This is a genomic window from Flavobacterium supellecticarium, assembly GCF_004801375.1.
Lineage (GTDB): Bacteria > Bacteroidota > Bacteroidia > Flavobacteriales > Flavobacteriaceae > Flavobacterium > Flavobacterium supellecticarium.
Window position 1 is genome coordinate 24968 of record NZ_SSNZ01000013.1, and the last position, 23384, is coordinate 48351.

At 40.3% G+C, this 23384-nt stretch carries 17 protein-coding genes; 4 read left to right on the forward strand and 13 right to left on the reverse strand.

The genetic code is table 11. The annotated features are described in order from the left end of the window. Positions 1–29 precede the first annotated feature (29 nt). The 12 genes from E6C50_RS17240 to E6C50_RS17290 all read right to left on the reverse strand — a co-directional run bounded on the left by E6C50_RS17240 (position 30) and on the right by E6C50_RS17290 (position 12140). On the reverse strand, positions 30–3200 hold the full coding sequence (locus E6C50_RS17240; protein WP_136404495.1) for a baseplate J/gp47 family protein: 3171 nt from the start codon (positions 3198–3200) through the stop codon (positions 30–32). A gap of 91 nt (positions 3201–3291) precedes the next feature. Further along, on the reverse strand, positions 3292–3702 hold the full coding sequence (locus E6C50_RS17245; protein ID WP_136404496.1) for a GPW/gp25 family protein: 411 nt from the start codon (positions 3700–3702) through the stop codon (positions 3292–3294). A 145-nt stretch (positions 3703–3847) separates the two neighbouring features. Beyond that, complete coding sequence (locus E6C50_RS17250; RefSeq protein WP_136404497.1) at positions 3848–4138, reverse strand: PAAR domain-containing protein; 291 nt, start codon at positions 4136–4138, stop codon at positions 3848–3850. A gap of 82 nt (positions 4139–4220) precedes the next feature. Next, positions 4221–5966 (reverse strand): type VI secretion system tip protein VgrG, encoded by a 1746-nt coding sequence (vgrG, locus tag E6C50_RS17255; RefSeq protein ID WP_136404498.1) that lies wholly within the window; start codon positions 5964–5966, stop codon positions 4221–4223. Positions 5967–5970: 4 nt separating this feature from the next. Beyond that, complete coding sequence (locus E6C50_RS17260; protein WP_136404499.1) at positions 5971–6702, reverse strand: CIS tube protein; 732 nt, start codon at positions 6700–6702, stop codon at positions 5971–5973. Further along, the gene (locus E6C50_RS17800) at positions 6702–6860 is read right to left on the reverse strand and encodes a DUF5908 family protein (RefSeq protein ID WP_168732852.1); all 159 of its coding nucleotides are present in this window, start codon (positions 6858–6860) and stop codon (positions 6702–6704) included. The genes E6C50_RS17260 and E6C50_RS17800 overlap by 1 nt, the downstream gene beginning before the upstream one ends. 223 nt (positions 6861–7083) lie before the next feature. Then, a complete protein-coding gene (locus E6C50_RS17265) occupies positions 7084–7524 on the reverse strand; it encodes a phage tail protein (protein ID WP_136404500.1) in 441 nt (146 codons plus the stop codon). Positions 7525–7526: 2 nt separating this feature from the next. Beyond that, positions 7527–7958, reverse strand: coding sequence for a phage tail protein (locus tag E6C50_RS17270; RefSeq protein WP_136404501.1), 432 nt, complete (start codon positions 7956–7958; stop codon positions 7527–7529). A gap of 31 nt (positions 7959–7989) precedes the next feature. Then, the gene (locus E6C50_RS17275; RefSeq protein WP_136404502.1) at positions 7990–9357 is read right to left on the reverse strand and encodes a phage tail sheath family protein; all 1368 of its coding nucleotides are present in this window, start codon (positions 9355–9357) and stop codon (positions 7990–7992) included. Positions 9358–9381: 24 nt separating this feature from the next. After that, complete coding sequence (locus E6C50_RS17280) at positions 9382–9813, reverse strand: phage tail protein (RefSeq protein WP_136404501.1); 432 nt, start codon at positions 9811–9813, stop codon at positions 9382–9384. A gap of 31 nt (positions 9814–9844) precedes the next feature. After that, complete coding sequence (locus E6C50_RS17285) at positions 9845–11524, reverse strand: phage tail sheath family protein (RefSeq protein WP_136404503.1); 1680 nt, start codon at positions 11522–11524, stop codon at positions 9845–9847. Between the two features lie 31 nt (positions 11525–11555). Next, complete coding sequence (locus E6C50_RS17290; protein WP_136404504.1) at positions 11556–12140, reverse strand: DUF4255 domain-containing protein; 585 nt, start codon at positions 12138–12140, stop codon at positions 11556–11558. Positions 12141–12744: 604 nt separating this feature from the next. On the opposite strand from E6C50_RS17290, the gene E6C50_RS17295 reads away from it, so the two are divergent. Both E6C50_RS17295 and E6C50_RS17300 read left to right on the forward strand, forming a co-directional pair. Continuing rightward, positions 12745–13059 (forward strand): hypothetical protein, encoded by a 315-nt coding sequence (locus tag E6C50_RS17295; protein WP_136404505.1) that lies wholly within the window; start codon positions 12745–12747, stop codon positions 13057–13059. 34 nt (positions 13060–13093) lie between these two features. Continuing rightward, entirely contained in the window at positions 13094–15181 is a 2088-nt protein-coding gene (locus tag E6C50_RS17300; protein ID WP_136404506.1) for a contractile injection system tape measure protein, read from the forward strand. A gap of 92 nt (positions 15182–15273) precedes the next feature. On the opposite strand, the gene E6C50_RS17305 is transcribed toward E6C50_RS17300, so the two are convergent. Continuing rightward, positions 15274–17091, reverse strand: coding sequence for a hypothetical protein (locus E6C50_RS17305; RefSeq protein WP_211089562.1), 1818 nt, complete (start codon positions 17089–17091; stop codon positions 15274–15276). Positions 17092–17469: 378 nt separating this feature from the next. Here E6C50_RS17305 and E6C50_RS17310 point away from each other — a divergent pair, with 378 nt between their 5' ends. Beyond that, a complete protein-coding gene (locus E6C50_RS17310; protein ID WP_136404508.1) occupies positions 17470–23199 on the forward strand; it encodes a choice-of-anchor L domain-containing protein in 5730 nt (1909 codons plus the stop codon). A gap of 67 nt (positions 23200–23266) precedes the next feature. Further along, the coding region (locus E6C50_RS17315) for a type IX secretion system membrane protein PorP/SprF (RefSeq protein WP_136404509.1) at positions 23267–23384 on the forward strand (118 nt) is incomplete at its 3' end.

The following is a 23384-nucleotide window of genomic DNA, read 5'->3' on the forward strand; positions in this document are numbered from 1 at the left end:
ATTATCTATTTTTTATCTATTTGTTTTGTTTAAATACATACCTGTTTAGCAATAGCCACTTCATGTTGTTTTGCGGATACTAATATGGATTTCGGATCTACTTCAATTAAATATTTTGTCTGTATTTCACCATTAACCGTTACCTGTATACTGTCGATATAGTCAACATAATAAAGTTGTTCCAAATAATTAATCAAGTGATTTACATTAAGTTTCATATTAAACGAAACAACATCAGAATCTCCAAACGCCCAAGGCGATATAAATTTTTTAATATCCTCGTCCAATTGTTTGCTATAGAAAGCTTCATCAAATTCATTATGGAATCTTGCTTCAATTTTCACAGTGGCTTCCTGATAATTTGGATTGATAACATGCGTCTGCACATGCATTGAATTTAATCCGTTAACATAGTTTTGAATTTTATTCAAGCTGGCCCGACTTACCCGTGGCTGGTAGCTATCGAATGCATTTTTATTTTTGGTATTCGGAATCACAACCAGGGTCACATGACCAGGAGCCATAAATGATTTTTCGGAGGTATGGTTCAAACATTTCACCATAAAAACATCTGGAAATTCCTGCAAAACAAGTTGCTCATAATCCCATTGTGTAATCGCTCTGTTTTTGTGTCGTAATCGTTCGCTAACACGTCTGTAAAAAGCCGCGTCGCTTTCTTTATATTTTCCGTCGAAAGAATTATAAGGCTGACTCACCGATTTGATCTGCGGTACTCTTGTAAGTAGTTTTGCAATCGTACCGGCTTCCAATCCGTGATCCAGGTGTGTCAAATCGTTATCCTGATTCTGAAAAGTAGCCCGAACCGCTTGTGTATAAATTCCCTGAATTTTACATACGGCGTCGTAGCTTCGTTTTGTTTTCGCCCGGATCCATATTCCTTTTTTCTCAAATAAGGTTGTATTTATATCAATATCCTTCGGAATCTTAAATTTCACAATTCCGGATTCCAGGAATCGTTTCGTCTCGTTAGTCAGGATATCATTTCTAAGACTTCTCCATGTATTCTTAGAAAGAATGTCCCATTGAATATTTTCGTTCTCTTCGAAGGTATCGGCCAAGGTGTTTTCACTTCCTTCCAAAGCCTGGATTAACAGCGATACCGTTTCACTTGGCCTGGCATCTAAGCAAATGAATAATTCGCCTCCAACTTCGTGAACCGGCACAATACTAGGTGCAGCCATTTCTTTTTCAAACTGACCAAATGCATCTTCATAAAACAAGGTTACTTCTTTGTTTTTTGCAGATTTCACACTGTTTACCAGAATGTTTGGTTTCACAGCAACGCTATCCAGGTTTAATGATTTCACATTCTTTGTCAGAATACTTCGGTTCGTAGCAACGGTGTCCAGTATGTTTAATGCTTTTACATTCTTTACCAAAGTACTTCGGCCCGTATAAGCGCTTTCTGAAGCCGAATAGTTCAACTCGACATTTTCGGTTACCGGGATATACGGTTCATTCGGGATTAGAACATTAGTCTCACCGCTGGTTAATGCCAGTGTATATAATTTTGGATACACATCCTGTAACGCCGATTGTTTTAAGGTTAATCGGATCGACTCGGAAGTTCCTGCAACAGAACCTGAGTTTTGGATTGTAAAATTCGTTTGATAACCGGTTTCCGTTTTTTGGTACAACTGGATATCTGTTCCTTTTATAGTCCACCCTTCTTTTTCCAAAAGAAAAGCATTTGCTTTAAAATGATCGTCTTGAACCACAACGGAGCTCTTCGTTTTAGCAGCGCTAAACGAATTTTTCGAAACCACAACATTGGGTTTAATCGTATAGCCCTGATAAAGATCTCTTATCGATTCCGGCGTATTTTTCCAATTGATTGTAATCGATGCTTTATCCCATTTTTTAGCAAACATCTCCGGATACTTAATGTAAAAATTAGATCCTGTTACCGGTTGTCCGGTAAATGGGAAATAATCTTTTTCCGGATTTAGCGCACTACTGTCGTTTTCAACCAAAATGGATTTCACCCCTTTTACATCAACGGCAATAACTACGTTTTCGATTTCTTTTTCAGCCAGTGCCTCATAAAGATCATAATACCTGTTTCCTTCGATCATAAATCGCGCAATGGCAAAATCGGTCAGGAATGTTCCACCCAGCACTTCTTTATTATAGCCCACCACGGCCGGAAAATTTTTCGTAAGCGTAAAGGTTAACACTAAACTTTTAGCGTCGTTTACAGTACATCTTATTGCACTACCGGATACCCATTCTTTTTCACCGCTATAAAACAATTTGATATTGTTTTCAATTTCATCAAGTCGTAAAGCTGCTAATTTTGAGGTTCCGTTGTCTCGAAAGCTAATCGTAACGGTTACGGTACGTTCTCCTTCTTTTAAATTTAGCAATGAGGAAGCGATTGAAAAACCCAGTTTGGCATTTTCAAGTTCTTTAAAGTCCGATTTATCCGGTTTGGATTCGTTCGAATTGTATCCAAAAGGCCACCAATAATTACTGGTTTCCGGTAGTTTTTCGGCGATTCCGTCTAAAGTATTAACCGCACGGGCTATTTTTAGTTCTTTTTTTGTTTTATCGTTTAAAAAGCTTTTAAGTTCGACCACTTTTGCCTGACTGGCAATAAGTTCTTTTTCGGTCTTAAAAACACGTTTTTTACCTGTTGCATCTTTTTTAGCATCGAGCAAAGTCCCTTCCGGCACTCTTTCCTGGATTGCTTTTTTGGCTAATTCGAAAATCACATAAACTTTATCCGCTTTAGCATCTTGTTTTTCGATCTGAAGAATTTCATTGTAATAGAAATCCAAATGTCTTTTGGTAAGATTATTAAATGCCTTTTTCGAAAAATCCATCAACTTAATAAAGCAGATAAATAACGTCATGTGAGGCGTAAGACTTCCATCTTTCTCAAATTGAGCGACAAGTTCTGTAACCTCTTTTTTCAGGCTTTTGTAAGCAACACTTTCCCTACGCGGAATGGAATAATCATCGGCACCTAAAAAAAAGCCTTCCCAGGTTCCGTTAGGTGTTGTTGCATCATTTTTATCAAAATAATTTACATGAGTGGCAAAATTGTTAGCAAAGAGTAGCCAATCAAACAAATCGAAATCGTGCAATTCAAGATTACTGGGATCAAGTTCTGTTAAAAAGCGTTGCATTTGTGATTTTCCGTCACGATAATGCGAAAATGTATCTATTTTTTTCATTTGTTTATATTTAATTTTCTATGGTCAGATGCACTACTTGATGTAAACTATTCTAGCAAAATCGAATGGGGTTACAGTCATTACAAGTCGTTTAGATTGCTGTAGCTTCTCCTTTATAGAAAGGAAAAACAACATTGCTTCTCGTATTGGTATTTCTTACTTCATAATCGATATGTATCAACACCTGTCCTTCCAGTTCTTCTGTAGTATCAATTTCAATACTGATAATATTGATTCGGGGTTCATGGTACAAAATGGCGCGTTCAATAATCCCTTTCATTTGTGTGATTAGTGTTAGTTCCAGGGGCTTAAAAAGCATTTCCTGTAAATCACAACCATAGTTTGGAAACATGACCCGTTCTCCTGGTCGCGTAGACAAAAGGATTAGTAAACTGTTATTGATATCTTCAACATCAGTAGTCATCGTCACGCCTCCTTCTGCTTTATTAAACTCAGGCGGAAAACTCCAACCTATTCCTAAAAAATCTGTATTTATTTTCATACTGTTCTTTATATATTTTTTTATTGTACTCGTTTATCGGTAATATGATGCCTTAGTCTACTTGGGTGTGGTTATAGCTGGTTCAGTTTTCAGGCCTGGCCGAATACGGGTAGCCATTACTGCGTTTAAATATCATAATACAGCACTATCCACCAATTAATACGGTGGGCATGCCCGCCGATATGACACCTCCATGTGCAGTGGTATCGCCTTGTCGTGCTGCCGGTTTCCCGCCTATTAAAACGGTCGATGATCCGGCCGCTATCGTATCGGGTGGACCACTACAGATTGCTTTGTCGCCTACTCTTGCTGCGGGCATTCCGCCAATTAATACGGTCGGTTCGCCGGCCGGCAATATAGGTCCGCCTACATGAGGTACATTTCCAGTGACCATCGGGCAGGTATGCATATCTGTGATTCGTGCTGCTGGTTTCATATATTGTTATTTATAATTTTTTCAGATCGTAAGGCCCGCTTCCTTTGCATTCTTTTTTCGTCATCGCGATCCTTATCGTTTTTTAGTTGATTTTTACCTGCGATCCTTTGACTACGGTTACTGCTCCTGAGGATACTTCCGAACCGGAACTTCCTTCGGCTTTAAACTGTGCGCTGGCTTTCAGTTTTACATTGGTTCCTTCGATACTTACATCTCCGGAGGCTTTAATTTTAATATCTCCTGCACTTTCCATCGTAATACCATCACTTTTAAAAGTCAGTACGTTCGAATGTTCATCTTCAATTTTTATAATATCGGCATCTTCGTCTAAAATCACTTTCTTACCAGCCGGTGTCTCGAGTGTATAGGAAATTTTGTCATCATTGAAAATCATTTTCATTTCACTTCGGGTCACAAATCCTTTTTCATGATTGTCATCGGTGGCTGTTATCGGTGCCGGTTTGGCACTACTGTGCAACATTCCCAGGACTACGGCATCGTTCGGATCGTCATTTATAAAACCAATAATAACCTCATCGCCAATTTCCGGTCTGAAAAAAGAGCCTCTGTTTTCCCCGGCATCAAGTGTTGCTACACGACACCAGATTCCTTCTTCTTCATTGTTAATAATCGGTATTTGCACCAGAATTCGGTCATCTCCATCCGGATCCGATTCCAATTGTGACACTACGCCAACATGTAATCCGCTAATGGCTGGCATAATCCCGGATCCCGGCATTTCGCTCACATCATACGTTTCTGAAAACCATGTTGGTGTTAATCCAAATTGTGCTGTTGCCAACCAGTTTCCTTCTGTAACTTCATGGCGTACACCGGTGACATAAATGGTACCGTTGAATCGTTTTCCTAAGCCTTCTAATTTTAATAAAACCCCTGGTTTTACTTTCGGAATCCCTTGAAATGTTACGGTTCCGCGTGATTTTGCCAGTTGCTGAAAAGTAGCTTTGGCATCGCTCCAGTCTTGTAGTTCTTCCTGAGTTATCTTACCTCCGTGTCGCAATTGCAGGTCTTCGATTCCGAAAACAGCAGCCAGATCACTTGGTGAAAGATCACCATTGAGTGTAATTCCAGGATCCTGCGCTTCAGCTTCTACGATTTCCTGATCGGTATAACTCCACGAAGAAGCGGTGATTGTACTAAACTGATCTCTGGCGTCGATTTCGCCGTCAAACTCATGAACAGAAGAACCAAAGGCTACGGTTTCTACTGCTTCGCCACTCACTTTTGGTTTGGCTACTTTAATGGTACCGTCGTCCACAAAACAAAGCTTTCCATTGGCCTGTGCACGGGTTACCATAAAATCCCAATCGGAAGCACGGTATTGAACCAATTCCTTATGCGTTTTTGCAGTCGTTTCGACATCTGCGGTTGCGCCACTATTTCCGATCAATTCTTCAATAATATCGCTGTCTTTACTTTCGTAGAAATACTTGCTTTTTCGCCCCAGAGTCATCTTCACGGCTTTGTCTTTACACTCCACAATCAGGAACGTCGATCCGTTTTTAACTTTTAAGTTATGTTTGACCACAACCCCTTTAAAAATGGTCTCCTCTTTGGAATGGTATCCTACCGTAATTTCAATTTCCTTTCCCGGAATCAACAGATTTTCACCACTTAGTTTAAAGTCCTGATCCGGAGCACTTCCATCTAAAATAACAATGCGGGCATGTGGAATCCTGTTCACTTCTTTTTCTACCACAATACTTTTTACGCCGTATTGAACGGGCAGTTCTGTGCCTCCTGACATCACTTTAAAGGTTACCAGGTCGGGAGTTTTTGCTGTTTGTATGTAGCCGCTATTATTCATCTTATTATATTTTTGCTATAGGTGGAAAGAATAATTCTTGTCCAGGAATTAATTGTCTGAAATTGATGATACCGTTAACTTTGGCAACTTCCAGATAGTATTTCGAGTCTCCATAAATTCTTTCGGTCATCAAAGGCAATGTATCACCGTCTACTACCGTTCGTTTATGGGTAAGATCGGGCGAGCTCATTTTATCTGTTTTTGCTGCGAGTTCCGGGCTAATGGATTCTGTGAATTTTGCTTTTCCGATGGCTCGTAACGGTCTTCCTTCATTATTGAATAATTTATATTCGATGGTAAACTCCGACAGAAATCCCATAAATTCAAAATCACCCCAGTTGATGATCACATTATAGGGTTTATGAATTCGTCCTTCAAGTTGTCCTGTAGCCTTATAAAAATCTTTTATTTGTTTTGCCACTGCGGCGGCTGCGAATGCCGATCCCTGTCCGGCTTTTTGCGCCGCACTGCTAAGTGCTTTATTAAGGGCATTTGATTCCGACACACCTGTTCCATCAAAAAGAAAATCTAATTGTAAATCCGACGGAACCGAATTGGCGTATTTCAAATCCGCTTTCGAACTACCCATTGCCTGATCTTTTGCAAAATTTGATTTATAGGTCATGGAAAAACCAGCAGGATTGATAAAAGCTTTAAAAGCGCCCATTAAGATTCGGGTTTCATAGTTTGAATCTTTATAGGTTCCAATAGTTAATTTTTGAATTGATCCTCCCATTATCTTTCTTTTTTACGTTGTTCAATAGTTACTATTTGTTCTACGCTTTCGCTGATTGCCCGCATGATTCCTTCCATATCTGCCGAATCGGCAGTTGTACCGGATGCATTTTCGTCCACATTTATCTTAATATGTAGTTCTTTTATTTCTATTGGCATTTCGTTTGCTTTTAATGGATTAGTAAACGCTTTAAATACTGACAATAAGCACTTTAAAGCGCTATTTATTAAAAAACCAAACACATAAAGCGTCCATTCAGGTTGATTTCAACAATCAAACTGTCGCCTTTTTTTAAAAAAGATTTAGTTAAGATTTTACCTTTAACTAATACACTTTATGTGTTTAGTTTTGCTATTCAAATTACAAGCTTAGGCCGCTTGCTTAAGGTATTGTGTAATATCTGTATTTGAGTTCTATCGTTTCAATAGCCAGTTTACTTTCTTCGGCGTTAAATTCGGACACATCCCATTTTACCGGATAGGCCCCCACAACATTCCAAGACATAGATGGTGCTGTTGAATCCGTTCCACCTGAAAGTGTAATGACTAAATCTCTGGGTGCGAACTCGAATCGTTCCATGGCAGCTCTACACCATTCAATCAATCCGGAGTCTTCTACAAGCCCACGCTTTAAAACCAAATTAGGATATTTTGGACGCAGTGGAAGTTGATGAACAAATCGGTTCTCGCCTCCTTCTGCATACTCTTCAGTTCCAATTTCTGTAGATAATCCAGATACAGATTGAAATCTGGAGTCAATACCCTCTGATGCTACTCCGCTAACTGTAAACGAAAAGCTTGTTGGAGGATATAAGCCTGCCATGACTAGTTATTTTCAATAGTTAATCCTTCGTGAGCAATCTCCAATGTTTCGATAGCAACTTCACTGGCGTCCGCTTTCAAGTCACTAGCCTGTAATTTAACCGGGAATGCGTTTTTCACTTTCCAGGTAATAGCTGGTGCTCCGGTTTCGTCTAAAAGTGAAATCGTAACCGAACGACGTTCTACTGTATTCAAGTTGATCGTGTTCAACCAAGTAAAGTACTCATTATCTCCTTTGAAAGAACCGCGTTTTAACGTGATGTTCGAGAATTTTCTAAGTCCTGGCATTTTGATTTTACTGAAATCCGGACTCGCTCCGTGTCTGTATTCCGTAACGTCAGTTTCAATCTGCATTCCGGTAACTTCTGTGAAACCTAATTTCGTTCCACCCCAATCAACTTCGAAGGAAAACTTTGCTAATGGATATTCATTCATAATTTTTTGTATTTAAATTGTTATCTAATTTTTATGCTTCTTGTAATTTGTGTGAAAAGCGTAACACGATAAATTCTGCAGGGCGAACTGCTGCCATACCGATTTCAACGATCATTCTACCTTCTAAAATATCCTGAGCCGACATTGTTTCGTTTAAACCAACGCTCACATAGTAGGCTTGTTCCGGAGTTGATCCCGCTAAAGCACCACTCATCCATTGTTGGTTTAGGAAATTTTCGATCATGGCTTTTACACGTGTCCATGTTTTCGCATCGTTAGCATCAAATACAAAACGTTCTGTTGCGTTTTTAACAGATTCTTCAACCATGTTAAAGAAACGACGAACTGATACATATCTCCATTCGTTGCTGTTTCCGTCTAATGTTCTGGCACCCCAAACTAAAGTACCTTTACCGTTAAAAGTACGGATTGCATTGATTGATTTCCCATACTTAGAGTCAACGTTTAAGCTTTCCTGTTGTTTGTGTGAAATTTTCTCAACCGGAGCAATTACATAGTTAAGACCAATGTTTGCCGGTGCTTTCCACACTCCAGAAGTGCTATCCACTTTTGCATAAACTCCTGCGATTGCTGATGACGGTGCTAAAACAACACGTTGTGCAGCAATTGCTTTTTTCGCCTGGTTGTATAAAGCCGAGTTATTTCCTTTTAATTCACTAAGAAATTCCGGTGCATCCGCTACAGTTTGTGTTGTTCCGTTTGGAAGTGTCTTTTTATAGGTCGAAATTGCAACTTCTTCATCTTTATAGTTGTAGCTCAAAACCGTTTCTAATTTTGGGTGGTAAGCTGCTCCATATTTTAAACCGGTTGCTTCAACTTTAGTTCTGAAAATTTCAAGATCCCCAATTACATCCATAATCACAAAACGGTCGCCCATTTTTTCTGCCTGATTTAAGGAATTCACGTATAAAGTACAAGCGTCGATTTGTCCTAAAGCTTCAGCATCCGGGAACACGATTAATGTTGGCTCATCCTCTTTTTCCAATAGGTCTAGTCCGTCTACCAACTCGTCAAAATCCACTGCATTTACTGTAGTTCCTGTTTTATAATGATTTACAGCAACGATATAACAAGGACCACCGCCATTTGCAAAATACATTTGCAATGCGTAGTACATTTTAAATTTACTTAAATTGGCTGCCGTTACCGTTGCTGTAGCTACTTCATCAAGTACGTCTAATGTGATTGCTGTTTTTTCAAATTCTGCACCTCCAAAAAGTGTTTCATACTCCATTAAGGAAGCAATTCTTGTTGGGTCATTTTTTGGTCCTTTTTCAGTATATCCAACAAAAGCCGGAATAGCTGTTTCTACTTGCGCCACTGATGGTGGGAATTTTACAATTTCCTCTACGTAAACCCCTGGTGTTTTGTAATTCATGTGTTTTAATTTAAAAGTTATTTATTAATTGTTTTCGATTGTTAATCCTTCGTGAGCGATCTCTAAAGTTTCGATAGCTACTTCACTTGCATCTGCTTTTAAGTCGCTGGCCTGTAATTTAACAGGGAATGCATTTTTCACTTTCCAGGTAATTGCTGGTGCTCCGGTTTCGTCTAAAAGAGAAATCGTAACCGAACGACGCTCTACTGTATTCAGGTTGATGGTGTTCAACCACGTAAAGTACTCGTTGTCTCCTTTGAAAGAACCACGTTTTAACGTGATGTTGGAGAACTTTCTAAGTCCCGGCATTTTGATTTTACTGAAGTCCGGGCTGGCTCCGTGTCTGTATTCCGTAACGTCAGTTTCAATCTGCATTCCGGTAACCTCCGTGAAACCTAATTTTGTTCCACCCCAATCAACTTCGAAGGAAAACTTCGCTAATGGATATTCATTCATAATTTGCTGTATTTAATTGTTTATCTAATTTTTATGCTTCTTGTAATTTGTGTGAAAAGTTCAACACAATAAATTCTGCAGGGCGAACTGCTGCCATACCGATTTCGATATTCATTCTTCCTTCCAAAACGTCCTGATCAGTTGTTGTTTCTTTACCAACGATAACGTAGTAGGCTTTTTCCGGAGTTGGTCCCGCTAAGGCACCACTCATCCATAACTGGTTCAGGTAGTTTTCGATCATGGTTTTCGCTTTTACCCAAGTATTGGCGTCATTGGTTTCGAAAACGAATCGCTGCATTGCATTTTGAACTGATTTTTCAACCATATCAAAAAGACGACGCACCGAGATATATTTCCATTCTGTGTCTTCTGAATCGAACGTTCTGGCACCCCAAACCAAGTTTCCTTTACCGGTGAACGTACGGATTGCATTAATCGATTTTCCGTTTGTATCTACGTTTAAGCTTTCCTGTTCTTTGTTTGAAATTTTTTGGGTTGGTGCGATTACATAGTTAAGTCCTAAATTCGCCGGTGATTTCCACACCCCTTGTGTACCATCAACTTTAGCATATACTCCAGCCATTGTAGCCGACGGCGGTAATACCACCTTTAATTCGCCGATTACTTTTTTAATCTGATTGTATAAAACGGAATTTGTAGTTTTTAACTCACCCAGTTTTAATCCGTGTGCATCTCCTTTTTTGTCCTGTGCCAGACTTACTGCATCTTTTAAAGTGGTAATAATGCTGGTAATAGTCCCGATAACAAGATTTGCATCTTCATTCTTAAAGGCTTGTAAATACCCTTGAATTGCAGTTAACGAAATTTCACTATCAGCCGTAACCTTCACTTCTTCTACGATAGCAATAACACTTTCTACAATATCAATAAGCGCTTCTCTATCAACAGGTTCCTCTTCTGTTACTCCGGCCAATTCGGCAGTAGCAAGAAGGATTAATGCTTCCAAATCGGCCACAGAAGCTGCGAAGAAACCACCTGTAGCATCGGCTGGCTGCAATCCGGCATGATCGATTGCTACGTCTTCATCGAAACGGTAATTCAATACGGTCTTCAAATGCGGGAAATACGCTGCAGCATGCATTGTTCGTGCGATTCTGTTTCGAAGAAATTCAACCGTATTAAAACCAGTTTCCTCGTCTTCACTTTTTGATTCACCAAGGAAAGTATCCATGATCACGAATCTGTTTTTTAAATCGTTGGCCTGTGCGATAGCATCCTGGTAAAGTGCATAAAATTCTTCCTGATCGGTTAATGATACCGCATCAGGAAACACCACAATTGTTGATTCTTCCTGTAAAGCAGAAGCTTCCAGACCCGACTTAAGATCATCTTTGACTACATCGGTACCATAAGGCCCTACAGACACGATATAACACGGACCACCACCATTTGCAAAATACATTTGCAAAGAATAGTACATTAGGAACTTTACATTCGGTTTTACCAGGGTCAAGCCTTCACCTACAGTATCTTGTAATTTGATACTTTCTTTATTGGCTTTTCCAAAGTACGTTTCATAGTCCATCAAAGAGCTGATCTTTGTCGGCACCATTTTCAAGGGTTTGTTTTTGTCTTCCGCTATTTCAGTATAGCCGATAAATGACGGTACTGCCGTTTCTACCTGAGCTACAGAAGGCGGAAACTTTGGGATTTCCTCTATAAAAACGCCCGGAGTTTTAAATTCTGACATGTTTTAAAAATTTAGGTTAATAATAATTTTCTTAGATTTTTTTTTCTCTTCTTAGGATATCGATATCCTCGATTATTTCCGGATATGTTTCTCCTTTTTTCTGGATTTTCACAATGCTTATTTTGTATAAAGCAGACGGAATTACTTTACCTCCAAGCAATCCCCACACATAACTTAACTGATCAAAAGGAAGTGGGTGTAGTTGTAATTTAATACTGAATCCCTGCGCTTCATTAACAAAAGTCTTCTCGGTATTAAAGGTTTGAATCACTTTAGAAATATTCCGAAGGGCGATTTCATAGTTATCACGGTTAGCCGCAACCATTACATACAGGTTTAGATAAGCGGTCGGATTCTTTTTCTTATAACCTCTGGGTACCGTAGAACCTTCAGGATAAATAGGCTCATACCTTGATGTATTTTTTAATGCCGATTCTTCCTCTGCGCTCAACAATGAAATGACCACCTTATTGCTAATCGCTGTCGCATCATTATCTTCTTTTGCTATACTATCAATCACCACATCTACCGGCTCCTGAACCGGGCAATCCGGATCCGGAAGATTTAGTTCATGATCAAGCTTGTCGCTTAATGCTTTTAATACTTTATAAATCATAATTTTCTATTGTTGATTATCACGATGCAAACATACAATCACAGCTTCCGAAAAAACGAATATTTTGCCCCCGTAAAACTGTCTTTGCAGTAAGTCGTTTTTACGGGCAATTTTGAAAATCAACAAAAAATAAATTATAACACACTGATATAGTGCTATTTAAAAACAGGTGATTTACCTAAAATTGCATACTCTTTTCAGACCGCAATCCCGCATGAAGTCAAGCGATTAAGAGGCAATTCGCACCAACTAAAATTAAAAAACCTCTTTTTGCCATACTTATACATCAAAAAAAAGGGCGATATTAACAGTGAAACTACAGAAAATAGCCTATAAATTCTATAAACGAACCATTTTAAAAGCACCTCATCGCACTTACATTAAAAAAAGGTCGGATATCCATTTATTTTAGCAGAAAACAGAACCCTAAAACTGATGGTTATCGTTTCTTCCTGTATCCCCATATTTTGCAAAGGGTTGCGTCATATTTCATCTTTTTTTTCAAATTACGATCTACTGCAAAGACAGAATCCAGACGACTAATAACTAGCCTGATGCGATCACTTCTAATAATTTTGGCGGTATAATTTTAATACTAAACCCGATGAATTTTAAAAATCTTTTCCAAAAACGCAATGAGATTGCGGATGGTCATTTTAATGAGTTTCGTTCTAAAATCGGATTCACAAATGAAAGCGACGAACACATTTTTGCAAAAAGGGAAACCATCTGTAATGCCTGCCCTTTAAAAAACGGCAACAGCTGCGATACGCAACGATGGATCGATCCATTGACATTAGAAGTTTCAAAAATGCCAAGAGAAGGCTATATAAGAGGTTGTGGTTGCAGGCTAAGTGCCAAGCAAAAGTCAAAATATAGTAGCTGCCCGGCTGGTTTTTGGGGCGGAGAATTCGAATAATTTAGAAGTAGCTGACTTATAAAATAATTGCACAGTGGAACACACCCATATTATACATAAAGTTGTCATTGAAGTTTCGGTTAACAACAGGAAAAAGGCGTATGCAATCAAAGATGATATCAGTAGCTTTTTAGCTATGGATGTTTTCCCTAAACTTGAAAAACACCTTAACACTGTACAGGCCAAAATACCGGCTCACACTTTACAGATTGCACAGTTGGTTGTCGACATCAATCATTGTGAATCATCATCAAATACAACATTAAACACCACATTAAAAAACGACGTTATAACAGCGTTCAGAAAGGAACTTGCAGAAATAATAAAAAACGGATCGGGTCAGCATCTGAATCCGTATCTAAGTCAGCGACGACATCTAAACCTAAATCAGTATTATAACCCAAAACACAGCCAAGATCAACAGTACAACCAAAGGCAACATGAAAACAATGGACAAAATCAGGTTGTAGGACAAAATCAAGATTACGAACCAAGTTGGAATGATGAACAACGTCTGAATAACGGACAAAACCGTAACCAAAGACAAAATCACAACCAAAATCACAACCAAAATCACAACCAAAATCACGGGCAAAACCCGATCCCGAACTATGATCAAGGTCAGCCTAATGGGCAAAATCCAAATGGCGGGCAAAATCAGAACCAGAGCCAAAGTCGTAATCAAAACCAGAATCAGGAGCTACATCAGAACCAAGGTCGTAGTCAAAACTCACGTAATAGTCAAAATCCGAATCATGGTCAAAATCCGCGCTACGGACAAAATCATAACGAAAATCCGAATTATGGTTCTGATCATGGCTACGACTCAAATTATGATTGGAATCCGAATTATGGGACTTCCGAAAATCCCGGAGTCCATTTTCTGGGAGAAACCGAAAAATTGTTAAAAACCTTTATTCATTTTATAGAAACTGGTACTATGCCCTGGTGGGATACCAATGAAACATCGGCTGCTATTTTTGAATCCATTCCGTTTAGAAAAATCATTTCCGAAAAAGCTTTTGTAGCCAAAATTGTATTCAGTATCCAAAAACCAAAAGTACAGGAACGTATTATCAATCAGTTCACCGATGCCCAGATCGCACAAATCTGTTTGGCCGTAATACAATCTAAAGGTTTAAAAATCGCACTTAAAAGTGCTGTTATAAAACAACTTTCCGGATCGTCTTTTGCCGATCGAAAAGTGCTATGGTCTTTAATTTTACAAACCATATCCACACTCGTATCGAACAAGCTTCAAAACCCAGAAACAACTATAATTCAACAGATTACAAAAACAATACCGCTCTTAAAAGCAGCAAAAAATCCGGAAACCGAAGAACAGATCTGGAATGAAATAAAAGCTATTTTTCCTTTTATCGAACAGCGTGTTCCCTATAGTACATTCCGCGAGACAAAGAACAAGACAAAGAACAAGACAAACAGCGAGACAAACAGCGAGACAAAAAACGAGACAAAAAACAAAACATCCGAAAAGACATCCGAAAAGACATCCGAAAGCGACCAGAAGCATCCGGATAAAGAAGAATTCCAAAAAACGGATCAAAATAAAATCACTCCTGAGTTATTCCAAACAACACAGCAGAAAACTCCGATAACCGATGAGGTATTGAATGACCTTCAGATACAAAATGCAGGACTTGTGCTGATTCATCCTTTTATTGCCAATCTTTTTAAACATTGCAATCTGATGGATCCCAAAACAAATACACTTACCGATCCGGAAACCGGTATTCATCTGTTACATTATATTGCTACCGGAAAAACCAACCAATCCGAAAGTGCGATGCTTTTCGAAAAATATTTGTGTAATTTTCCACTACACCAAAGTATTAACCGGCATATTAAACTTACACGGAAACAGAAAACCGAAGCAGCAAAAGTAATCGGAGCCGTACAACAAAACTGGAGTGCTATGAAAACGGCATCGGTAGGATTGTTACAACACGAATTTTTTCAGCGTCCCGGAAAATTAACCGTAGACAGTCAGACACTTATAGTCGAACGCAAAACACAGGATATTTTAATGGACAAACTATCCTGGGGAATCAGTATGATACGGCTCCCCTGGCAAACCCAGTTCACCTATGTCAATTGGTAATTGTTTATTATAGAACCCGACAACCCACAAAGGTTTCAAACGATATTCTGACCTTTGTGGGCATCATTTCGCTACTTTCTCTAAAGCAACACTTATGATTCAGGTATAAATTGGTAAAATGCTTTATAGAGTTTCGAAGGATTAAAAAACGAAATTATACCCTGATCATCAATTTCCAAAAACTGATAATCCGAACGCTGTTCCAGTGGTTTCGGATAGATATACCATGACCTGCCACGATCGAAGGAAAAATAAGTAAAGCCATTGCTGTTATCCAACAGGTAAATATGATCGTCTTTTTCGAGAACAACCACCCCGGAATTCCACGGATGATCGGCAACTTGATTTTGTAAACGCAAGCTTCCCGAATTATTTTTAAACCTCAGTTCTTTTTTATTGATCAAATTAAAATTGCGATATTCAGTATACGTATTATAGTTTCTTTTGATACAACCGAGTACTGCCGGACGGACATATTGTTTTTCTTCGGCCTTAAATTGCCAGCCATTCTGATTTTTAAAAAGTATAATCTGAAAGAAGTTTTTTTCGACCGCTCCGTTAAAATTATAATTCCAGATTCCTAACACCATGGCGTCATTCACCGCAAACCAACTGTGATTATGGCGTTCCAGATAATTAACAGTCTCATAAAAATCGTTTGCCATTTGTATGGAGTCGACAGCTTTTCCATTTTTTAAAAGATAGTAGGTTACTTGTTTAATCGTGTATTTTCTTGTTTTATGTTGTACGTCTTTTCGCCCGTAACCAACCGCAAAATCGGAATCCAGAAATTCAATATGCTCCAGATCGTGTTTCGTAAAAGTTTGGGTCATTTCAAGGCTTTCTTTCCATGTTTGTCCTTCGTCATCCGATTGGTACAGGTGTCGTTTAGGTGGAATATAGCCTTTTTGCGCCATCTGTTGCTTATCCACACGCCACACTTCCTGGTAAACAACCCCATTGAATGGATTTTTATACAAATAACCACTACTAAACGAGTGTATGTCGTTTACCGGAAACCAATGCCGAATGGAATTCTCCCGTTTGTCATAAAGTGAAAACACATATTTCCAATTACTTTCATTGAGCGAATCTTTGCTATAGCGTACCCTTCCGAAAAAAACATCCTTATTTTTTGTCGGATTAAGTGCATCGTCCCAATAGGGTTCTTTAAAAGGCAAAGCCGGATTATAAAATTTCGTCGGTTCAATCCGTTTATTAAGTAAAAAACAACCCCGTTTAAAATTTTGCACCACATAATCGTCGGCGCGCTTCGTTAGCTGATCGCGGGTTCTATAGTCTATTTTCCGTAATGCCAGCGAATCATACAATGCTTTAGGAATACGAAAATGACGTTGATCAAGATTCACAAATGCCACTTCTCCTGTAGGCTCCGGTTTGTTGTCCCATACCGTTTTCGCCCAGTTCGGAAAATAATAGCGCCCGCCAATAAACCGTAAGCTATAATCCGAAGCCGGCTTTGTGTCTTCGCTATCTTTTTGTCCATTAATCCGCAATCGTTCCGAAAACCCGCTTCCTATTCCGGTCGTTTGGTTGAGGTACATCGTGTCCTTTTGGTGGATGATTTTAATTTCCAGAGGAACATAACTGTTGTATTTCCCCTGAGGAATCCGAAGTGAAAAGTCATTAATCCGGATATAATTATCAAATCCCTCCCGTTGATAGCGTTTAACCGGCCGAAGGGAATCGTTTGGAATAGCTGGCGACCGATATTGCACGCTGTCGATGATGATACTATAGGCTTTATTTTTCACAAAGGAAATTTCATTGCCTTCCCGATCTAAAATCATATAATAATAGCGTGTTGTAAAATCCCGCCATCCCGGTTGTGATTTGACAATTGTGGGTAGCATAAAAAAGGCGAAAAGCAAAAAGTAGCGGTATAACATAATGAATCTTTTTATTGTACAGCGACTAAATTACGCCCTCCCACTTTTCTTTTTTTTAAGACTTGGTCAATCATTTGTTTGGCTTGGTGTATTGAATCTGCTTCCCTATCGGGATTTTATAAAAACACAAAACCATATCGTTTTTCCAACATTTATCACGCAACACAAATAAAACGCCACCCCTTGAAAAAACAGGCATTCACAAACATATTGATCAAAATCGACTGAAAAGACTAAAAAAACAACACTTTAAATTTTTTGTAACAAAACATATATAAAAAACAATATTTTGTTATTTTTAACATTAGCATAATTTTTTAATCAAATTTACTTTACATTTAAAAAATATTAATACCAAAATTCACAATAAATTAAATTATGAAAAAAATTACACTACTAATTTTTATGTCATTATTGAGTTTTGTGGGTTTCTCCCAAGTATTTCCTGAAGGATTTGAAGGCACTGCTTTCCCACCAACAGGCCCCGGAGGAACCTGGGTTATATCTCATAACGGCATAGGAATGGGACCTGCCAACGCCAACTTGTGGATTCGAACTCCCTTGAACTCCACAACTTCACCACCACACACCGGGAACTATGCAGCCATGGTTGAACGGGTCAACATCGGTAACAGCAATACCGAAGAAGACTGGCTGATTTCACCATTAGTTACCGCCCCTGCTAATGGACAATTACGTTTTTATGCACAACATGGTCGCGCCGGCGATCAGGGATCCAAACTACAGATCCGGGTTTCTACAACTTCTCAAACGGACCTATCTACATTTACAACACAAATTATCGAATTATCGGAAACGGCTATATCGCCGACACCGGGTACTTATGTAGAACAAGTAGTAAACTTCAACAACCTGGTTCCGGCCAACCAGCAGATATACATTGCCTTTGTAAGAGTGCACACCCAAAACGGTGCCTCTGCAGATGGGGATCGTTTTCTGATTGACGATATCAATCTGGTACAACAATGTCTGGACCCTGCAAATGGTGTTGCCGGTACAATAACGACCAATTCGGCACAGCTTTCGTGGGATAACCCAAGTGGCTCTACCCAATGGGAAATCGAATTAATCCCTTCTGCAGATCCTTTAACAGGCGTAGGACAAGTGATTAACTCGAATCCTTATACCGCTACTACCACTTCAACAGGTACACCTATAGCACCTGGAACAGTATACCAATATAAAGTGCGCTCTATCTGTACCGGCGGTATCCCAAGTAACTGGGTCGGACCGTTCTATTTTACGACTGTATCCTTAGGACAAACTTGTGCCGCACCAATAATGATCAACTCTTTACCGTATTCAACTACAGACGATACGGCAAATTACGGAAATCATATATCAGGAAACCAGGGTGCTACAGGCTGTGGCGCAACCGGCAACTACCTGACCGGTAATGATGTAGTTTATGCCTATACCGCAACATTCACCGGTATGATCGATATCTCTATGACACCAACAGCTACCTATTCGGGTATTTTCGTGTATGATAACTGTGCCAATATTGGCACCAGCTGTTTGGCAGGTGTAGGAAACTCGAATTCCAATATCCGGAATATACCCAACTTCCCGGTAACGGCAGGTACAACCTACTATTTCCTAATTTCCACAAATGCATCACCGCAAACAACAGCGTATACGTTGGTTATCCAACAAGTAAACTGTCCGCCACCAACAGCATTGGCAGTAGGCACCTTAAACATGACCTCAGCCGATTTAACCTGGGGTAACCCAAGCGGTGCTACCGAATGGCAGGTTGTAGTACAGACATCGGGATCGGGCATTCCAGCCGGAGCCGGAACAACCGTAACGGTTTTACCGTTTAACGCGACTACAACTTTTGCCGGTGCTGCTTTAACAGCCGGATCCAATTACGAATATTATGTGCGGGCAAAATGTCCGGATGGTTCGTATAGCCAATGGTCGGGACCAAAACTATTCCAATTACCGTTATGTAACAACGCCTGTAACTTCTCATTTGTAATGACCGACAGTTATGGCGACGGATGGAATGGCAATACGATCGATATCCGCCAAAATGGTGTTATCATTGCGACATTAACCGGACCGACTGCAACAGACGGAACCAATCCGATTACCGTACAGGTACCTTTGTGTTCCGGAATTCCTTATGAGGTTTACTGGAATCCGGATGGTAGCTATCCGACCGAAGTAGGTCTTACCGTGATTACTCCTTTTGGCGTAACGGCCTATACCAAACCTCCGGGAACAGGATCTCAGGATTCGTTATTATTTACCGGTCCAACCGACTGTGTACCCCCAACGTGTCCGCAGCCTACAGCATTAACAGCTTCAGGAGCTACTGCCAACTCCATTCAGGCTGCATGGACAGAAGCCGGAACTGCTACAACATGGGAAGTGATCGCCCTTCCGGCAGGTTCTCCTTCTCCAAACACAACGCCTCCAACATCCGGTATTATAACCGTAACAACCAATCCTAACCATGTGATTGGTTCGTTATCATCGGATACCAACTATGATATTTATGTAAGAGCTGTTTGTAGCCCTACCGATTCCAGTTACTGGACCGGACCTGCAACAAAAAGAACCTTACCGGATTATTGTGCCGGGGATCATTTTTATGATAGCGGCGGTGCAACTGGCAACTACAGTAACAACTCGAATATCACTACTACAATTTGCCCGGCAAATCCAGGCGATATTGTAACTATTGAGTTTAATGAATTCAACATTGAAAATCAATTCGACTTTCTTACCGTTTATGATGGCAGCAGCGCAACCGGAACACCAATAGGTACTTTTACAGGAAACTTAAACGGTAACCTTCCGGGACCATTCGAATCTTCTGTTCCGGGTGGGTGTATCACATTTGTATTCGAATCAGACGGAATTGTAACCGCTTCGGGTTGGGATGCAACCGTTACCTGTGGTCCGGTACCAACCTGTCCAAGACCGACAGCTGTAACGATAAGCAACATCACTCAGACTGGTGCCATGATCGACTGGACTGAAATAGGAAGTGCAACCCAATGGGAGATTGTAGTTATTCCGTCCGGAGATCCGGCACCGGGAGCGAATCCACCGGGTGTAATTACTACTTCGGTAAAACCATATACCATTCCGGAAGGCACATTAACACCGTCAACATCCTATGACGTATTTGTCCGAGCTATTTGTAGTCCGACAGATAAGAGTAACTGGTCCTTCCGTAAAAAATTCACAACCAAACCGGTTAATGACGAATGTAGTGCTGCTACTCAGGCACCAGTAAACGACACACAAGTATGTACTCTAACCACCCCGGGTACTGTAGTTGGTGCAACAGCTTCGACACAACCAAACGCTTGTGGTGGAACGGCCGATGACGATGTATGGTACCAATTTACCGCTACCAACACCCGTCATTCCATCAAGCTTTTAAATCTAAGCGGGAGCACCGGCGATTTATACCATGCGGTATATTCCGGTACTTGTGGCAACTTAACACAATTGTACTGTAGCGATCCGGAAACGAGTATTGCAGAAAACTTAGTGGTGGGTCAGACCTATTATATCCGTGTGTACACTTATACTTCCACACCGGGTCAGACCAGTACTTTTGACTTATGTGTTGCGACACCACCACCACCAATTGCAACCAACAATACACAGTATACGGTTCCGCAACTGGTACAGGATGTATTGATCGGCTCTACCTGTGCGCAGATCAGCAACATTACCTGGTCTACCGGAACAAACTTCGGAAACCCGAATGGTATCGCTTACTTTACCCGTAACGGATCCAATTTCCCATTAGAAAGTGGAATCATACTATCGACAGGAGATGCTTTAAAAGCTAAAGGTCCAAATACCTCTAACCTAAGCGATGGTACCAATTCATGGCCGGGCGATACACAATTATTCAATTACATCCAGAATCTTGGATTTGATCCGGATTTAACCATTTATCGTAATGCGACTGTTCTGGAATTTGATTTCGTTCCGATTACCAACCAGTTAAGTTTCGACTTCCTGTTTGCGTCAGAAGAATATGGAACATATCAATGTGATTTCTCGGATGCTTTTGCGTTTTTCCTAACCGATTCCAACGGAACCACTACGAACCTGGCTTTAGTACCGGGAACAAGCGATCCGATTTCGGTAACGCGAATTAGAGACAATGCTTATAATCCGGGCTGTCCGTCTATAAACGCACAATATTTTGACATTTATAACGGCGAACCGAATGAAGAAGATGCTTCCATCAACTTTAACGGTCAGACGAAAGTAATGACAGCACAATCTGCTGTAACGCCAAATACGACCTATCATATTAAATTGGTTATTGCCGATAGAAATGATACCCAATTCGACTCTGCCGTATTCTTAAAAGCAGGAAGTTTTAACATTGGTACGGTCGATCTGGGAGATGACTTACTAATTGCCGACGGAACGGCGGTTTGTTATGGCGACAGCTATACTATTGACACCGGATTAAACCCTGCCGATTTCACATTCACATGGTCGACTGCGGCAGGTGGTGTAATTCCAGGTGCTACCGGACCATCATTAACCGTGACACAAACAGGCGATTATACAGTTAGTGCCTTATACAACGGAACCACCTGTTCGCAATCGGATACACTGTCTGTAGAATTTTATGATCAAATCGCAGCGAATACACCAGCTAACATGACCGTATGTGATGCTTCCGGATTTGCGACATTCGATCTTACCACAAATAATAGTGCGATCTTAGGTACTCTGAATCCGGCGGATTATACCCTTACCTTCCATAATTCGCAGGTCGATGCCGACGGAGATGTTAACCCAATTACAGTTCCAACAACATATACTAACACGACACAATATCAGGAGACGATCTATGTTCGGGTAGAAAACAACACTACCGGATGTCATACGATTGTAACATTTAACCTTATTGTTCAGGATCTTACACCTCAGTTTACGATTACTCCGGATTTAACATTATGTTCCGGTCAAAGTGGTCAGATTGTAGTAACACCGACCAATTACAATCCTGCTGACGTAGTCTATTCCTGGACACATGATACTAACGGTCCACTACCGGATACAACCGGAACGATCACGGTATCACAATCGGGTGCTTATACGGTAACCATCAACCACAACGGATGTAGCGCAACAGCAACGGTAAATGTTACTGTTAATCCGGGTGTTCAACCAAGCTTTAACCAGATTGCGCCAATTTGCGAAGGCAGTACCGCACCAGGCTTACCAACAACATCTATCGAAGGCGTAGCCGGAACCTGGTCACCGGCAACGGTGAGTAATACCGCTACCGGAACCTACACCTTTACCCCAACAACAGGTCAGTGTGGTAGTCCGGTAACCATGACCATCACGGTTATTCCTTCACCGGAACCAAGCTTTACAGCTGTAGCGCCGATCTGTTCAGGTAGTGTCGCACCGGTATTACCAACGACATCGCTCGATGGATACACCGGAACCTGGTCACCTGCTACTGTAAGCAATACCGCAACAGGAACCTATACCTTTACACCGAATGCCGGACAATGTGCTAAAACGACTACATTAACCGTAACCGTACAGGAGCCGTTCGCGTTTACCATTTTCGGAGACTGTGTTGCCAATCAATTTGTATTGACCGTACAAACTTCGGATAGCAATCTTGACCTAAGCAATGCCCATTTCCAATGGACGAATAACAATGGAACGACAGTAGGAAACGACAGTCCGACATTTAACGTATCGGAATATTTTAGCTCGAATACACCAAATCTACCGGCTATATTCAAAGTGAAAGTAACCAGTAGTGCCGGATGTTCTTTAGAACTACCATATACCGTTGAACAAGTATACTGTCAGATCCAGAAAGGTATTTCGCCAAACAATGACGGATTAAACGACACGTTCGATTTAACCGGATTTAATGTAGAAAAACTAGGTATCTTCAACCGTTATGGTGCTGAGGTATATACTTTCGGAACGGGCTATACCAACCAGTGGTTTGGTCAGTCCAAAGGCGGAAGCGAGTTACCTGATGGCACGTATTTCTATGTTATCGAGTTAAAAGGAGGCGATACTAAAACCGGATGGGTTTATATCAGTAGAGAGAAATAAGCAGTAACATTATATAAAGACCTGCCTGAGTGATCGGGCAGGGACTTTATCTACAAACAGTATACCAATGAAGAAAATATATTTGACCGCCTTTTTAGCCCTGATCGGATTAAAAGAGGCCTCAGCACAACAAGACCCACATTATACACAATACATGTATAATATGAATGTCATCAACCCGGCGT

Bases quoted from the DNA above. Each gene is read 5' to 3' on its own strand.
- vgrG (WP_136404498.1), bottom strand. From the start codon at position 5,966: ATGAATAATAGCGGCTACATACAAACAGCAAAAACTCCCGACCTGGTA.
- E6C50_RS17310 (WP_136404508.1), top strand. From the start codon at position 17,470: ATGAAAAAAATTACACTACTAATTTTTATGTCATTATTGAGTTTTGTG.
- E6C50_RS17275 (WP_136404502.1), bottom strand. From the start codon at position 9,357: ATGAATTACAAAACACCAGGGGTTTACGTAGAGGAAATTGTAAAATTC.
- E6C50_RS17260 (WP_136404499.1), bottom strand. From the start codon at position 6,702: ATGGGAGGATCAATTCAAAAATTAACTATTGGAACCTATAAAGATTCA.
- E6C50_RS17290 (WP_136404504.1), bottom strand. From the start codon at position 12,140: ATGATTTATAAAGTATTAAAAGCATTAAGCGACAAGCTTGATCATGAA.
- E6C50_RS17240 (WP_136404495.1), bottom strand. From the start codon at position 3,200: ATGAAAAAAATAGATACATTTTCGCATTATCGTGACGGAAAATCACAA.
- E6C50_RS17280 (WP_136404501.1), bottom strand. From the start codon at position 9,813: ATGAATGAATATCCATTAGCGAAGTTTTCCTTCGAAGTTGATTGGGGT.
- E6C50_RS17295 (WP_136404505.1), top strand. From the start codon at position 12,745: ATGAATTTTAAAAATCTTTTCCAAAAACGCAATGAGATTGCGGATGGT.
- E6C50_RS17265 (WP_136404500.1), bottom strand. From the start codon at position 7,524: ATGGCAGGCTTATATCCTCCAACAAGCTTTTCGTTTACAGTTAGCGGA.
- E6C50_RS17250 (WP_136404497.1), bottom strand. From the start codon at position 4,138: ATGAAACCAGCAGCACGAATCACAGATATGCATACCTGCCCGATGGTC.
- E6C50_RS17800 (WP_168732852.1), bottom strand. From the start codon at position 6,860: ATGCCAATAGAAATAAAAGAACTACATATTAAGATAAATGTGGACGAA.
- E6C50_RS17245 (WP_136404496.1), bottom strand. From the start codon at position 3,702: ATGAAAATAAATACAGATTTTTTAGGAATAGGTTGGAGTTTTCCGCCT.
- E6C50_RS17285 (WP_136404503.1), bottom strand. From the start codon at position 11,524: ATGTCAGAATTTAAAACTCCGGGCGTTTTTATAGAGGAAATCCCAAAG.
- E6C50_RS17305 (WP_211089562.1), bottom strand. From the start codon at position 17,091: ATGTTATACCGCTACTTTTTGCTTTTCGCCTTTTTTATGCTACCCACA.
- E6C50_RS17270 (WP_136404501.1), bottom strand. From the start codon at position 7,958: ATGAATGAATATCCATTAGCAAAGTTTTCCTTCGAAGTTGATTGGGGT.